The sequence below is a fragment of the Ruegeria sp. CH11 genome, assembly GCF_056537105.1.
This window is the reverse complement of record NZ_JBQFQX010000004.1, coordinates 173,214-187,208: the sequence shown is the minus strand read 5'-3', so window position 1 is coordinate 187,208 and position 13,995 is coordinate 173,214. Positions and strand designations below refer to the sequence as shown.

Below are 13,995 nucleotides of genomic sequence, written 5' to 3'. Positions count from 1 at the left end.
ATTTGCCTTGGGAAAAATGCACGTAAAGGTGGTTTTCGTCTGAACTGTGCTGGAAACGCTCCCGCCTGTAAATCACCGATCAGAGATCGGCATCTTGCAGTTGGGCCGGGCGCGGTGCCTGACGGCACCGCGCGGCAGCGTTAGGGATCAGAGGATTTTCTGACCGGTTTTGGCCCAGTCGGACAAAAAGGCCTCCAGACCTTTGTCGGTCAAAGGGTGGTCCGCCAGTTTCTTGATCACGCCCGGAGGTGCGGTGATCACGTCCGCGCCGATACGGGCGCTGTCAGTCACGTGGTTCACCGACCGGATTGATGCGGCGAGGATTTCGGTTTCGTATCCATAGTTGTCATAGACCTGACGGATATCAGCGATCAGGTCCATGCCGTCGAGGTTGATGTCGTCCAGACGACCGATGAAGGGCGAGATGAAAGTTGCGCCTGCTTTGGCCGCCAGGATCGCCTGGTTGGTCGAGAAGCAAAGCGTCACGTTGACCATCTGGCCTTCATCGGTCAACGTTTTGCAGGCTTTCAGTCCGGCCCAAGTGAGCGGCACTTTGACCGCGATGTTCGGGGCGATCTTGGCCAGCTTGCGGCCTTCGGCGATCATGTCGTCGGCCTCGGTTGCGACCACCTCGGCCGACACGGGACCGTCGACCAGATCACAGATCTCTTTGGTCACTTCCAGAATGTCGCGGCCCGATTTCAGGATCAGCGAAGGGTTGGTGGTCACGCCGTCCACCATGCCCAGATCATTCAGTTCGGCGATGGCGTCAATCTCGGCTGAGTCTACGAAGAATTTCATGAGGGCAGTCCTTTGATGGGTTGGCCTTGGTCGCGGATGGCTTTACCTCAAAGAGACCCATGCTGGAACCCCCTGCGAAGGATATACCGTGAGCGCTAACGGATTTTTCGACGAAGGAGAGCTGGTTGCGGTGCTAACTACGCAACCGCTGGACCGGACGCTGGACTATAAAGCGCCCGAAGGTGGGTGCTTTCTGGGTGCGTTTGTCGAGGTGCCGTTGGGGCCGCGCAAGGTGCTGGGCGTGGTTTGGGGACCGGGGCAGGGTGGATTTGATCTGGCCAAAGCGCGATCGGTGATCCGGGTGCTTGAAGTCGCGCCGATGCGCGAAGAGATGCGGGTGTTTCTTGGGAAAGTGGCCGACTACACGCTAACGCCGATGCCAGCAATGCTGCGCCTGGCGACGCGCGCGCCGGGGCTGGGCGATCCGCCGTCGATGCGCAAAGTATACCGTCTGGGTAGCGCGGAGCCGGATCGGATGACCGACGCGCGTACGCGCGTGCTTGAGGTGTTGCGCGACTATGGCGGCTTGGCCTTTACGCTAAAGGAGCTGGCCGAACAGGCTGGCGTAACCTCATCCGTTGTCAAAGGCTTGGTCAAACTTGGCGCTGTTCGGGAAGAGGATAGTCCGCGAGATTTGCCCTACCCGCATCTTGATCCCGATTTGCCCGGAAAGGAACTGACCGAGGATCAGGCAACTGCTGTCGCCCGACTTCAGGCCGGGCAGCGGACAGGTGACTATGGCACGACGCTGCTGAAAGGCGTGACAGGGTCGGGCAAGACCGAGGTTTACCTTGAGGCGGTGGCCGAGGCCCTGCGCTTGGGGCGACAGGCGCTGGTCTTGCTGCCTGAAATTGCGCTGACCGCAGAATTCCTCACCCGCGTCGAGGCGCGGTTTGGCGCGCGGCCTGCCGAGTGGCATTCTGGCGCGACCATGACGGAACGCCGCCGGGTTTGGCGGATGGTCGGGCAGGGCGATGCGCAGCTGGTCGTCGGGGCCCGGTCGGCGCTGTTCCTGCCGTTTCGTGATCTGGGGCTGGTCGTGGTCGATGAAGAACACGATACTTCCTACAAGCAGGAAGACGGGGTGCATTACAGCGCGCGGGACATGGCCGTGCTGCGTTCCGCCATCTGTGGGGCGCGGGTGATTCTTGCCAGCGCGACGCCCTCGCTGGAAAGCTGGGCCAATGCCGAGGCGGGCAAGTACGAACGGCTGGACCTGACCTCGCGGTTCGGCGCGGCGGTCTTGCCCGAGATGAAGCCTATCGACATGCGCACCGAGCAAATGCAGCCGGGGACGTGGATTTCCCCATCCTTGCGACAGGCCGTGACCCAGCGGATCGAAAAGGGCGAACAATCGCTACTGTTCATCAACCGCCGGGGCTATGCGCCGGTGACGCTGTGCCGGGCCTGCGGCGAGCAGGTCGCCTGCGATCATTGCGATGCGCGGATGGTGGAACACCGGTTCCTGAAACGGCTGATGTGTCATCAGTGCGGTGAGACAAAGCCGATGCCCGAGGCCTGTCCGTCTTGCGGGGTCGAGGGCAAGCTGGCCCCGGTTGGGCCAGGCATCGAACGGCTGGCCGAAGAGGCCGAGGCAACGTTTCCCGACGCCAAGATTGCGATGCTCAGTTCTGACCTGTTCGGATCGGCGCGGGCGTTGAAAGCCAAAATCGAAGAAATTGCCGCGGGCGACGCGGATATTGTCATCGGTACCCAATTGGTCGCCAAAGGCCACAACTTTCCCAAGCTGACGCTGGTCGGTGTGATCGATGCGGACCTTAGCCTGCATGGCGCTGACCTGCGGGCAGCAGAGCGGACGTTCCAGCTGATGCGGCAGGTCGCCGGTCGGGCCGGTCGGGCGGACAAGCCCGGGCAGGCGCTGTTGCAAACCTTTCAGCCGGAACACCCAGTGATCCGCGCGATCTTATCCGGCGATGAGGAGGGGTTCTGGACCGCCGAAGCCGCCGGGCGGCAGGCTGCTGGTGTGCCACCTTACGGACGAATGGCCGGGATCGTGCTGTCCGGCCCCGAGGTCGGCCCGGTTTTTGATATTGGCAACGCTATGGCCCGCAACGACGCAGCTCTGCGCGATGTGGGGGCGCAGGTCTTCGGTCCTGCACCGGCGCCGATTGCGCGCATACGTGGGCGGCATCGCGTGCGATTGTTGGTCAAAGCACCCAAAGGAGCGCCGATCCAGGACGCCATCGCCCGCTGGATTGCGCCGTTGCGTTTGAAAGGTGAACTGCGGCTGACCGTCGATATCGACCCGCAGAGCTTTTATTGACCTCTGCATCAATGCAGACCCATTGTGCGCTGCGATCTTGCCTATCGCCAAAGCGCAAAAATGGGCGTAGAGGGGTCTCATGCTGAAACCCATGCCATTGTCCGAGGCGCAAAGCCTGCCATTCTGGCGCCGCCCCATTGTGCTTTTGTTCGTGATGGCGATGACCATGCCGATTGCGTTCAACGGCTGGAGCGCGCTGCTGAACAACTTTGTCATCGAGGTGGCGAATTTCGATGGGGCTGATATCGGCCTGTTGCATACGGTGCGTGAAATCCCGGGTTTTCTGGCCGTCGGCGTGATCGCGGTGATCATCTTTATCCGCGAGCAGGTTCTGGCGATGATCTCGTTGATCATGCTGGGGGTTGCAACCGCCGTAACGGCCTGGTTCCCCAGCCTGGGCGGGTTGCTGTTCGTGACACTGTTCAGCTCGATCGGCTTTCACTACTATGAAACGGTGAACCAGTCGCTGCAATTGCAATGGCTGCCAAAAGACCGCGCGCCGCAGGTGTTGGGGTGGCTGGTGGCGATGGGGTCGGCCTCGACCATGGTGGTTTACGGGCTGATCGTGCTGACGTGGGATCGGTTCGATCTGTCCTACAATACCGTGTTCATGGCCACAGGCGGGGTTACGGCGCTGTTGGCGTTGTTTTGCCTGATTGCGTTTCCGCAATTCGACGCCCCGACGCCGCAAACCAAGAAAATCGTGCTGCGTCGCAGGTACTGGCTGTATTACGCCTTGCAGTTCATGGCCGGTGCGCGGCGTCAGATTTTTATCGTGTTCGCCGGTTTCATGATGGTGGAGCGCTTTGGGTTCGACGTACATGAATTGACGGGTCTCTATATGATCAACCTGATGATCAACATGATGGCCGCCCCGCTGCTGGGCAAAGCGGTCTCGATGTTTGGTGAGCGGCGTACGCTGATCTTCGAATATACAGGTCTGGCGATTGTCTTCGCCGCATATGGCGGCATCTACTGGTTCGGTTGGGGGGTCCTTTTGGCCGCGATCCTCTATGTGATTGACCATGTGCTGTTTGCGCTGGCGCTGGCTCTGAAAACCTATTTCCAGAAAATCGCCGATCCGGCCGACATTGCGCCTACCGCAGCGGTTGCATTCACCATCAACCATATCGCCGCCGTTTTCCTGCCAGCGCTGCTGGGGCTGCTATGGGTCGTCTCGCCCGGTGCCGTTTTTGGATTGGCTGCTGCGATGGCGGTAGTTTCACTGGTGTTATCGCTGCTTATCCCGCGCCATCCTGAGCCCGGGAACGAAACGGTCTTTTCGAAATACGCTCCGGCACCCGCTGAATAGCCGCGAATGCTTGACCTTGGCGGGCCTGCGCCATAGGCGCTGTGTCAACGGATACAGGAGGCCCACATGCCCACATTCACCGCGCTGACAACGCTGACCGGAAAGAAGGCCGCCGAGGGCCTGGGTGAAGCGATGGAGCGTCTGGACCCGGAACCGACCGGCGTCGGCGTGTTCGAGGTCGAAGACGGATCGGGCCTGTGGGAAGTGGGTGGCTATTTTTCCGAAACGCCGGATGAAACTGCGCTGGCTGTTCTGGCCGCGGCGTTCGACGCCAAACCTTTTGTGGTGTCGGAACTGCCTGAAACCGACTGGGTGGCCCATGTGCGCCGCGAGCTTGCCCCCGTCGAGGCCGGGCGTTTCTTTGTCTACGGCAGCCACGACGCCGACAAGCTGCCCGAGGGCCGCATCCCGCTGCTGATTGAGGCCGCGATGGCCTTTGGGACCGGACACCATGGCACGACGCTTGGATGCCTAAAGGCGCTGGACACGCTGCTTGACGAAGGTTTCAGCGCCTCAAGCGTGGCAGATATCGGCTGTGGCACGGCGGTCTTGGCGATGGCAGCAGCGCGCGTCTGGGACGGAGATATCATCGCAAGCGACATTGATCAGGTGGCGGTCGACGTGGCCGAGGCAAACCTGAAGGCAAATGGCATGTCCGGTGCCGTTCGATGCGTCGAGGCGGCGGGTTTCGATCACCCTGATCTGAAGGCACATGCGCCCTACGATCTGATTTTCGCCAATATCCTGAAAGGACCTTTGGTCGCCCTTGCACCAGAGATTTCGGCCAATCTGCGCCCCGGTGGGCAGGCGATTCTCTCGGGGATATTGAATGAACAGGCCGATGACGTGCTGTCCGTTTATTTACAAAACGCGTTCAATCCACATTCCAGAAACGCCATTGGTGAATGGACGACGCTAATCTTAACGAAACAGGGCGAAATTTAGGCCATTTACAGGAGTTTTCTGGATTTACGCCACGGATTCGTCGCATTCTGCTTCTACCGTAATTGGATGAATCGGGGGGCGGTTTTCGGAGGCTGCCATGATGGAAAAACAACTGGAGTTTGGTCAGCGCGTATCGCGCCTGAACAAGAAACATGAAAAACTAAGCCGCGGATATCGCGCCACCATGCGTCCGGATGGACTGGTGGTGATGAAACCGCAGCGTGTCAGATCGGCGATCCCTGCCAAGGTGCTCTTGGTTTGCCTGGTCGCTTTTTTCGGGTTCAAGTCACTGTTGCTGTTCAATTTGGGCGAAACCGCCTATGACGCACGTGTCGCGGCGCTGAGCGAGGGCACCGAGGTCGAAGTGGCCGGTGCCTGGATCATGCAGTCCGAACCGGTTTCCCAGTTCCTGGCCGCACAAATCGCCAAAATCTGGTACTGATTTTTTCGAACTTTTGACCGGGCGTAAAAAAACACCGCCTGCCTTGGGCAAGCGGTGTTCTTTTCATTTCCACTTGGTTGAGTGGCGTTGTTCCGCCTCAGCGGTGGCCGTCGGCGACCAGTTCAATGTCACCGCGGCACAGGCCGATGTCGCTCAACTCGCGGTCAGTAAGGCCGTTCAGCGCGTTGCGGGTAACGCGGGCGTTGTTCCAGTCTGCAACCATCTGTGCGACCGATGCGAAATTTGCGCCGATACGGCCGACGAGGCCGAACGAGCCAGTGGCGATGCGGGTGTTATCCAGTGCAGCCATATCCTGTTTCCTTCTGGTTTGTGTTAGCGTTTGATCTTTCGATCTTCCCGGCAGTTAGTGATGTGTGCGATCGTGTTCAAGCGCAGAAATTGCATGTGTCCTATGCGTTTTCTGCAATGCTCAAATAACGTGTAGGTCCCTTAAATTTATAGTGAATTCGCCTTAATAATCAGGTCGATTTCGTGCCATTTGCTGTCGCAATTTGTCCGTGGTGTCGCGGGCGGAATAGTGGTGTCGCATTTGGGCGCCGCTGCAATTTCCTTGGAAAATGTTCACGCTTCGTGCTAATCGGGTAAAAAGGTCACAAAAACCCGAGCAGGCCGAGGCAAAAGATGCGAATTCTGGGCATTGATCCGGGGCTTAGGACCCTGGGATGGGGCGTCATCGAATCACGAGGCAGCCGAATGAGCCACGTCGCCAACGGTCTGTGCAAGTCCGACGGCGATGACTTGGGCGAACGGCTGCTATCCCTGCACAATCAGATTGTCGAGGTGATCGCCGAGCATCAGCCGGATCAGGCGGCGATTGAACAGACCTTTGTGAACAAGGATGGGGCCGGCACACTGAAACTGGGCCAGGCGCGGGGTGTGGCCTTGTTGACGCTGGCTCAGGCGGGGTTGCCGGTAGGTGAGTACGCGCCGAACCGGGTCAAGAAAACTGTTGTTGGCGTCGGGCACGCGGAAAAAGAGCAGGTCCTGCATATGGTCAAGCTGCAATTGCCGGGATGTCAGCCCAAAGGGGCCGATGCGGCGGATGCGTTGGCAATTGCCATTTGTCATGCCTATTACGGCAAGACAACGCAGGTGCAGTTGAAAGAGGTGCGGGCATGATCGGAAAACTGACGGGGCGGCTGGACTACCGCGCGGCGGATCACGTCCTGATCGATGTGCGTGGGGTTGGCTATCTCGTCTATTGCTCGGACCGGACCATGGCTGCGTTACCGGGCGTCGGCGAGGCGGTGGCGATCTACACCGATATGGTCGTGCGAGAAGACTTGATGCAGCTTTACGGCTTCCTGTCGCTGGTTGAGAAAGAGTGGCATCGCCTGCTGTGTTCGGTGCAAGGGGTTGGGGCCAAGGTCTCGCTGGCCATTCTCAGCGCGCTGGGGCCGGATGGTGTCAGCCGTGCGATTGCGCTGGGCGACTGGGGGGCCGTCAAGGCAGCAAAAGGCGTTGGTCCCAAGACCGCGCAGCGGATCGTGCTGGACCTGAAAGACAAGGCTCCGGGCGTGATGGCCATGGGCGGCACAGTGGTCGAGGCGACCGACGGCCCCGTGCCCGAGGTGGTCGAACTGTCCGAACCCGCGCCAGCAGCCAAGCCTGCGCGCCGGACGCCTACGGGTTCCGCTGCGGCGTCCGCCGGTGCCCTGTCGGCGCTGTCCAACTTGGGCTATGGGCCGTCCGAGGCGGCTTCGGCTGTGGCCGAAGCTGCGGCCAATCTGCCGGATGCGGGCGAAGCGGAACTGATCCGTGCTGCATTGAAGCTACTGGCACCGAAAGGGTGACTGAATGGTAGACGCTGATCCCGCCTTGCGCCCCGATCCTTTGCCGGAGGACAATGATCGTGCCTTGCGCCCGCAGGGACTGGATGAATTCATTGGTCAGGCTGAGGCGCGCGCCAACCTGCGTATTTTCATTCAGTCTGCGCGACAGCGCGGTGAAGCGATGGATCACACGCTGTTCCATGGCCCTCCGGGGTTGGGCAAGACGACGTTGGCGCAGATCATGGCGCGGGAATTGGGCGTCAATTTCCGCATGACCTCGGGGCCGGTTCTGGCAAAAGCGGGTGATCTGGCGGCGATCCTGACCAATCTTGAGGCGCGCGATGTGCTGTTCATCGACGAAATTCACCGGCTGAACCCGGCGGTCGAAGAAGTGTTGTACCCCGCGATGGAAGATTTTGAACTCGATCTGGTCATCGGCGAGGGTCCCGCAGCGCGGACCGTTCGGATCGAGTTGCAGCCCTTCACCCTGGTTGGTGCGACCACGCGGATGGGGCTTTTGACGACGCCGTTGCGGGATCGGTTCGGCATCCCGACCCGTCTGCAATTCTATACGGTGGATGAATTGCACGAGATCGTCACCCGCAATGCCCGCAAGCTGGGCGCACCAGCAGATGACGAAGGTGCGCGAGAGATCGCCCGGCGTTCGCGCGGAACACCTCGGATTGCGGGGCGATTGCTGCGGCGGGTGGTGGATTTTGCCATCGTCGAAGGTGACGGACGAATAACGCGTGAATTGGCGGACAGTTCCCTGACCCGTTTGGGGGTGGACAATCTGGGGCTGGACGGTGCGGACCGTCGGTACCTGAAGCTGATCGCCGAAAACTACGCCGGTGGCCCTGTGGGGATCGAGACGCTGTCGGCGGCGCTGTCGGAAAGCCGGGATTCGCTGGAAGAGGTGATCGAGCCATACCTGTTGCAGCAGGGGTTGATTCAGCGAACGCCTCGGGGCCGTATGCTGGCGCAAAAGGCTTGGACACATTTGGGAATGGCCGCGCCCAAAGGGCAAAGCGATCTGTTTGGTTGAAGCCGGGTTTCAGAGATTTTATGCCTCCGGCGGGAGTATTTTCGAAAAGATGAAGGGCAAGATGTGACACCCGAAGAGATCGAGGCGCTTTTTACGCGCGACAGCGGCGAGTTCCTGTTTGCCCGTTGGGGGCGACCCATTGTGCCGGTCTTGTTCGGGGTCGAGGATGAGACCCTGCGCACTGTCAAAGGCGCGTTTGAGGCTGTGGTCGCGCTGGCGGGTCACAAGATGGCCGAAACCGACGCCGAGTTGGGTGTCAATTGCATGGTTTTCTTTTTCCGCGATTGGCAGGAATTGCTGGAAGTCCCCGACCTCGATCGTCTGATACCTGATCTGGGGCCGCTGGTTGACCGTCTGCTCGCCGCCGACGCCAACCAATACCGGATATTTCAATTTGAAGAGGATGGGTCCATCCGCGCGGCCTTTGTTTTTTTGAAGATGGACAAGGAATTGTCGAAAATTCCCGCTGAGACACTTGCGCTCAGCCAGGTCGTGCAAACGATCGTTTTGTGGTCTGACGGAGCCTTTCGCACGCAATCACCTCTTGCTGTTGCCGCAGAGACGACGATCCTGCGCCCCGAGATTGCTGCCTTGATCCGCGCTGCATATGATCCGGTTCTGCCCGGGGCCGCGCAGGACCCGTCACATGCCCTGCGGTTGTTTGCCCGGATGGAGGTGCTGCAATGACCCACACCTACCCGGTGCGCGTCTACTATGAGGACACCGATATGGGTGGTGTCGTATATCATGCGAACTATCTGAAATTTATCGAGCGAGCGCGTTCGGATTATGTGCGCAATTTGGGCAATGATCAGAACGCCATGCGTGAGGACGGGATCGTCTGGGTCGTGCGGCGGATCGAGGCGGATTACCTTGCACCGGCCAAATTCGATGACGAACTTGAGATCGAGACCCGCGTGGTATCACGTTCGGGTGTACGCCTGACCATGGCGCAGGTGGTTCGACGTGGGGAAACCGAGCTGTTTCGCGCCACTGTCACGGCCGTTTGCATCACCAAAGACGGCAAACCGACCCGTCTTCCGGCAGAGATTCGCGCATTGCTGTAACAAAAAGCCCGCTCAGGGTGGTTCTGTTGGCATTTCATGCCCAACTGCGTTAGCGTTTGGCAAAACAAGGCCAAAACAACGGCTATCAGGCAAAACAAAGAGCAGGTTCATGGAAGCTGAAACGCTGGCGCTGGCGCAGGAGATCGATTTCTCCATGTGGGGGCTGTTTGCCCGTGCAACATTTATCGTCAAACTTGTGATGCTGATGCTGATCGTCGCATCGATCTGGTCCTGGGGGATCATCATCCAGAAGCTGATCAACTATCGGGCCGCTCGGCGCGAGGCGCAGATATTTGATGAATCCTTCTGGTCTGGCAACCCTCTGGACGCGTTGTTTGAGCAGATCGGGACGCAGCCGGATGGCAGTTCAGAAAAGATATTTGCCGCTGGCATGATCGAATGGAGGCGGTCGCATCGAAATGATGGCGGCTTGATAGCGGGGGCGACGGCCCGGATCGACCGGTCAATGGATGTGGCCATCGCCAAAGAGGCCGAGACCTTGCAAAAGGGCTTGCCGATCCTGGCGACGGTCGGCTCGACCGCACCGTTCATTGGCCTGTTCGGCACCGTTTGGGGCATCATGAATGCCTTTATCGAGATTGCCGAACAGCAGAACACCAACCTTGCCGTCGTGGCCCCGGGGATTGCCGAGGCGCTTCTCGCCACCGGCCTGGGCCTGTTGGCCGCGATTCCGGCAGTGATTTTCTATAACAAGCTCAGCGCGGATAGTGACCGGATCGTTGGCGGCTACGAGGCCTTTGCCGACGAGTTTGCAACCATCCTGTCGCGTCAGTTGGACAGCTGACGATGGGCGCGGCGGTTCAGCAACCCTCGGGCGGGAACGGGCGCAGGCGCGGGCGGCGACGCGGGCGCGCACAGCCGATGGCTGAGATCAACGTGACGCCCTTCGTCGATGTCATGCTGGTTCTGCTGATCATCTTCATGGTAGCGGCGCCGCTTTTGACGGTCGGTGTGCCCGTGGACTTGCCGAAAACGGCAGCCAGCGCCTTGCCCGGCGACAACGAAGAGCCTTTGACAGTGACGCTGACGGCGGGTGGTGAGGTTCAAATCCAGACCACCGAAGTATTGCGCGAAGAGTTGATTGGTAAGCTGCGCGCCATTGCGGCAGAACGCAGCAGCGACCGGGTGTTTTTGCGGGCGGATGGTTCGATCCCCTATGCGCAGGTGATGGAGGTCATGGGCGCATTGAACGCAGGTGGCTTTTCCAATGTGGGCCTGGTGACCGACACCGGCGGGCCGACGCTGGACGATGGGTAAAGGTGAGGTTGCGCGGTGGATACCGGCACCAAGATTTCAGCGATTGCGCATGTCAGCCTGATCAGCTGGGCGTTATTCGGCGGCACGTTCCGGTCCGAACCGTTGCCGATGGCGGTGCAGGATGTCTCGGTGATCACCGCTGAAGAATTCGCCGCACTTTCGGTGCAGCGGCAGGCGCCCGCGGTGCCGGAAGAACCCACCGATCTGCAACAGCCCGAAGTGCCGGTGGACGAGGTCAACACGCCAGAGCCGGTCGTCGAAGAACAACCGCAACCGGAGCCCACCCCGCCTGCGGAACCTGAGCCTGAACCTGAGCCTGAAATCGTCGAACTTCCGTCCGATCCGGAAGTGGTCGAAGAACCGCCGCAACTGGATCAGCCCGACGCAGAGATTGCGGCTCTGCCAGCCCCCCCGGGCCCGGATACGCCACCCAGCCCAGCAGATAAGATCGCACCCGAGCCGATTGCGCCACCACCACCCGACGTGAAGCCCGATGATGTCGAGACCCCGCCCGTGTCGCTGGACGAAGGGGCGGAGATCCAGCAGGAGCAGCAGGACCAGACCGCACCGGAAGAGGCCGCGCCCGAGATCGTGACCGAGGCAGAAGAGGCGGATGACCCTGCGCCCAAAACGTCGCCGCGCCCGCGTGTCAGGCCCAACCGCCCGACACCTCCGCCCGAGCCGGACGTTGCCGAGGCACCAGACCCCGAGCCGACCGAACCGGCGCCCAGCAATCAGGATGCGATCAACGACGCGCTGACCGAGGCATTGGGCACTGCAGCCGAACCGTCTGGACCGCCGTTGACCAGCGGTGAGAAAGACGCGATGCGTCTTGCCGTGTCGAAATGCTGGAATGTCGGATCTTTGTCGACGGATGCCTTGAACGTCGTTGTCGTTGTTGGGTTCTCGCTGACCCCTGACGGAAAGGTCCAAGGTGGCAGCCTGAAGTTGTTGGACAGCTCTGGCGGCTCGTCCGGTGCCGAAAAACAAGCCTACGAGGCCGCAAGGCGCGCAATTCTGCGCTGTGGGGCCAAAGGATACGACTTGCCTGCTGACAAATACGATCATTGGCGAGATGTTGAGATTACATTCAATCCCGAGAGGATGCGGATAAAATGATGAAACTTCTGACCAGTCTCTTTGTCGGTCTGACCTTGTTGTCGGCGCCGGCGTTTGCGCAAAGTGGACCGCTGCGTCTGGAACTGGATCAAGGGATCATCGAACCCTTGCCCTTTGCGGTGCCCAGCTTTGTGCCCGATGGGCCGGCCGCGTCGCAATATGCGCAGGACATCTCGCGCGTGGTGGCGGCGGATTTGACCGGTACGGGCCTGTTCCGTGAGATCTCGTCAGATGCGTTCATCAGCCGGGTCAGCAGCTTTGACGCGCCGGTCCAGTTTGCCGACTGGAAGGCGATCAATGCCGAGGCTTTAGTGACCGGCGCGGTCAATGTTTCGGGTAATCGACTGACGGTGCGGTTCCGTGTCTGGGACGTGTTCTCGGGTCAGGAACTGGGCAATGGTCTGCAATTTGCTGGTACCACCGAAGGCTGGCGGCGCATGGCGCATAAAGTGGCCGATCAGGTCTATAGCCGGGTGACGGGTGAAGGCGGGTACTTTGACAGCCGCGTCGCGTTCGTTTCGGAAAGCGGACCCAAGAATCAAAGGGCCAAGCGGATCGCCATCATGGACTATGATGGCGCGAATGTGCAGTACCTGACCGACAGCGCGGCCATTGTGCTTGCGCCTCGGTTCTCACCGAACGGTGATCAATTGCTCTACACCAGCTATGAGACCGGCCAGCCGCGAATTTACGTGCTGGACGTAGGCCGCGTTAAACGGCAGGAACTGAAGACGCAGGAAGGCACCATGAGTTTTTCGCCGCGCTTCTCGCCCGATGGCCGTTCCATCGTCTATTCGTTGACCCAAGGCGGTAACACCGATCTGTGGAAGATGGACCTGGCTTCGGGGCAGAGTGTGCGCCTGACCAACACCCCTGCAATCGAAACTGCGCCAAGCTATGCGCCGGATGGATCACGGATCGTCTTTGAAAGCGACCGCTCGGGCACACCGCAACTTTATGTCATGCCAGCCAATGGCGGCGAGGCGACGCGGATCAGCTTCGGTCAGGGCCGCTATGGAACCCCGGTCTGGTCGCCGCGCGGGGACCTGATCGCCTTTACCAAGCAGAACAAAGGCCGGTTCCACATCGGCGTCATGCGCACGGACGGCAGCGAGGAACGCTTGCTGACCGCGTCGTTCCTGGACGAAGGCCCGACATGGTCGCCCAACGGGCGCGTCATCATGTTCACCCGCGAAACACAAGGTGCAAGCGGCCGGTCGTCGCTATATTCGGTTGATATTTCGGGGCGGAATTTGAAGCCTGTACGGACACCTGACGGCGGTAGCGACCCGTCATGGGGGCCGCTGCAGAATTGACTAACACGCGGTGTGGGTGACGTTCACAACAAACCCGCATTGTGCTAAATAGATGATAATAAACAAATGGAACGCGAGGCACTGACATGAACCTTCTGAGCAAAGCGGCGGCGCTGGGCGCATTGGCGCTGATCGCCGCCTGTACGAATACCGATCCTTCGGCCCTTGGCGGTGGCGGACCGGGCGGCAGCGGCGCATTGGTGCCGGGCTCGCCAAGCGATCCGCGCTCGCCAGCATATTTCCAGCAAACTGTTGGCGATCGGGTGCTGTTCGAGGTGGACCAGTCGACGCTGACACCGGCCGCGCAGCAGGTTCTGCAGGGGCAGGCGGATTGGCTGCTGGCCAACACCGATTTTGTCGCCACGATCGAAGGTCACGCGGACGAGCAAGGCACGCGGGAGTACAACCTCGCCCTTGGTGCGCGCCGGGCCAACGCTGCACGGGAATATCTGATCTCGCGCGGGGTGGCTGGCAACCGTCTGACGACCGTAAGTTATGGCAAGGAACGCCCGATCGAGATTTGCAGCACCGAGGAATGTTATTCCAAGAACCGCCGTGCGGTGACGGTGCTGACCGGTTCAACCTTGGGGTAA

16 protein-coding genes are annotated in these 13,995 nt (G+C 60.2%); 14 read left to right on the top strand and 2 right to left on the bottom strand.

Features of this window, described 5'->3' with window-relative positions:
* Positions 1-147 precede the first annotated feature (147 nt).
* Positions 148-801: a fructose-6-phosphate aldolase gene (gene fsa, locus ACR0LX_RS08765; protein ID WP_480783362.1), complete on the bottom strand. Its 654-nt coding sequence runs from the start codon at positions 799-801 to the stop codon at positions 148-150.
* 88 nt (positions 802-889) lie between these two features.
* Between fsa and ACR0LX_RS08760 the strand changes: the two genes are divergently transcribed.
* The 4 genes from ACR0LX_RS08760 (at position 890) to ACR0LX_RS08745 (ending at position 5,784) form a co-directional block, all read left to right on the top strand.
* Complete coding sequence (locus tag ACR0LX_RS08760; protein ID WP_480783361.1) at positions 890-3,085, top strand: primosomal protein N'; 2,196 nt, start codon at positions 890-892, stop codon at positions 3,083-3,085.
* 79 nt (positions 3,086-3,164) lie between these two features.
* The gene (locus tag ACR0LX_RS08755; RefSeq protein WP_480783360.1) at positions 3,165-4,397 is read left to right on the top strand and encodes an MFS transporter; all 1,233 of its coding nucleotides are present in this window, start codon (positions 3,165-3,167) and stop codon (positions 4,395-4,397) included.
* 66 nt (positions 4,398-4,463) lie between these two features.
* Positions 4,464-5,342, top strand: coding sequence for a 50S ribosomal protein L11 methyltransferase (locus ACR0LX_RS08750; protein ID WP_480783359.1), 879 nt, complete (start codon positions 4,464-4,466; stop codon positions 5,340-5,342).
* A gap of 97 nt (positions 5,343-5,439) precedes the next feature.
* Positions 5,440-5,784 carry a hypothetical protein gene (locus tag ACR0LX_RS08745; protein WP_480571969.1) on the top strand — a complete coding sequence of 115 codons (345 nt, stop codon included), beginning with the start codon at positions 5,440-5,442 and terminating at the stop codon, positions 5,782-5,784.
* Between the two features lie 97 nt (positions 5,785-5,881).
* Here the strand turns inward: ACR0LX_RS08745 and ACR0LX_RS08740 are convergent, their stop codons facing one another.
* Positions 5,882-6,094 carry a DUF1127 domain-containing protein gene (locus ACR0LX_RS08740; protein WP_480783358.1) on the bottom strand — a complete coding sequence of 71 codons (213 nt, stop codon included), beginning with the start codon at positions 6,092-6,094 and terminating at the stop codon, positions 5,882-5,884.
* 332 nt (positions 6,095-6,426) lie between these two features.
* On the opposite strand from ACR0LX_RS08740, the gene ruvC reads away from it, so the two are divergent.
* From ruvC to pal, 10 genes are all read left to right on the top strand, one after another.
* Entirely contained in the window at positions 6,427-6,924 is a 498-nt protein-coding gene (gene ruvC / locus ACR0LX_RS08735) for a crossover junction endodeoxyribonuclease RuvC (protein WP_480571975.1), read from the top strand.
* Positions 6,921-7,598, top strand: coding sequence for a Holliday junction branch migration protein RuvA (gene ruvA / locus ACR0LX_RS08730; RefSeq protein ID WP_480783357.1), 678 nt, complete (start codon positions 6,921-6,923; stop codon positions 7,596-7,598). The genes ruvC and ruvA overlap by 4 nt, the downstream gene beginning before the upstream one ends.
* A gap of 4 nt (positions 7,599-7,602) precedes the next feature.
* Complete coding sequence (ruvB, locus tag ACR0LX_RS08725) at positions 7,603-8,622, top strand: Holliday junction branch migration DNA helicase RuvB (RefSeq protein ID WP_480571981.1); 1,020 nt, start codon at positions 7,603-7,605, stop codon at positions 8,620-8,622.
* Between the two features lie 63 nt (positions 8,623-8,685).
* On the top strand, positions 8,686-9,309 hold the full coding sequence (locus tag ACR0LX_RS08720) for a hypothetical protein (protein WP_480783356.1): 624 nt from the start codon (positions 8,686-8,688) through the stop codon (positions 9,307-9,309).
* Entirely contained in the window at positions 9,306-9,689 is a 384-nt protein-coding gene (ybgC, locus tag ACR0LX_RS08715; protein WP_480571985.1) for a tol-pal system-associated acyl-CoA thioesterase, read from the top strand. Before ACR0LX_RS08720 ends, ybgC begins: the two co-directional genes overlap by 4 nt.
* Before the next feature lie 109 nt (positions 9,690-9,798).
* Positions 9,799-10,494, top strand: coding sequence for a protein TolQ (gene tolQ / locus ACR0LX_RS08710; protein WP_480783355.1), 696 nt, complete (start codon positions 9,799-9,801; stop codon positions 10,492-10,494).
* A gap of 2 nt (positions 10,495-10,496) precedes the next feature.
* A complete protein-coding gene (tolR, locus tag ACR0LX_RS08705; protein ID WP_480571991.1) occupies positions 10,497-10,967 on the top strand; it encodes a protein TolR in 471 nt (156 codons plus the stop codon).
* 15 nt (positions 10,968-10,982) lie between these two features.
* On the top strand, positions 10,983-12,086 hold the full coding sequence (locus ACR0LX_RS08700; RefSeq protein WP_480783354.1) for an energy transducer TonB: 1,104 nt from the start codon (positions 10,983-10,985) through the stop codon (positions 12,084-12,086).
* Positions 12,083-13,402 carry a Tol-Pal system beta propeller repeat protein TolB gene (tolB, locus tag ACR0LX_RS08695; protein ID WP_480783353.1) on the top strand — a complete coding sequence of 440 codons (1,320 nt, stop codon included), beginning with the start codon at positions 12,083-12,085 and terminating at the stop codon, positions 13,400-13,402. The genes ACR0LX_RS08700 and tolB overlap by 4 nt, the downstream gene beginning before the upstream one ends.
* An 86-nt stretch (positions 13,403-13,488) precedes the next feature.
* A complete protein-coding gene (gene pal, locus ACR0LX_RS08690) occupies positions 13,489-13,995 on the top strand; it encodes a peptidoglycan-associated lipoprotein Pal (protein WP_480783352.1) in 507 nt (168 codons plus the stop codon).

Coding starts and splice junctions, on each gene's coding strand:
- ybgC (WP_480571985.1), top strand. CDS start 9,306: ATGACCCACACCTACCCGGTGCGCGTCTACTATGAGGACACCGATATG.
- fsa (WP_480783362.1), bottom strand. CDS start 801: ATGAAATTCTTCGTAGACTCAGCCGAGATTGACGCCATCGCCGAACTG.
- ruvA (WP_480783357.1), top strand. CDS start 6,921: ATGATCGGAAAACTGACGGGGCGGCTGGACTACCGCGCGGCGGATCAC.
- tolB (WP_480783353.1), top strand. CDS start 12,083: ATGATGAAACTTCTGACCAGTCTCTTTGTCGGTCTGACCTTGTTGTCG.
- pal (WP_480783352.1), top strand. CDS start 13,489: ATGAACCTTCTGAGCAAAGCGGCGGCGCTGGGCGCATTGGCGCTGATC.
- ACR0LX_RS08750 (WP_480783359.1), top strand. CDS start 4,464: ATGCCCACATTCACCGCGCTGACAACGCTGACCGGAAAGAAGGCCGCC.
- tolQ (WP_480783355.1), top strand. CDS start 9,799: ATGGAAGCTGAAACGCTGGCGCTGGCGCAGGAGATCGATTTCTCCATG.
- ACR0LX_RS08740 (WP_480783358.1), bottom strand. CDS start 6,094: ATGGCTGCACTGGATAACACCCGCATCGCCACTGGCTCGTTCGGCCTC.
- tolR (WP_480571991.1), top strand. CDS start 10,497: ATGGGCGCGGCGGTTCAGCAACCCTCGGGCGGGAACGGGCGCAGGCGC.
- ACR0LX_RS08755 (WP_480783360.1), top strand. CDS start 3,165: ATGCTGAAACCCATGCCATTGTCCGAGGCGCAAAGCCTGCCATTCTGG.
- ruvB (WP_480571981.1), top strand. CDS start 7,603: ATGGTAGACGCTGATCCCGCCTTGCGCCCCGATCCTTTGCCGGAGGAC.
- ruvC (WP_480571975.1), top strand. CDS start 6,427: ATGCGAATTCTGGGCATTGATCCGGGGCTTAGGACCCTGGGATGGGGC.
- ACR0LX_RS08745 (WP_480571969.1), top strand. CDS start 5,440: ATGATGGAAAAACAACTGGAGTTTGGTCAGCGCGTATCGCGCCTGAAC.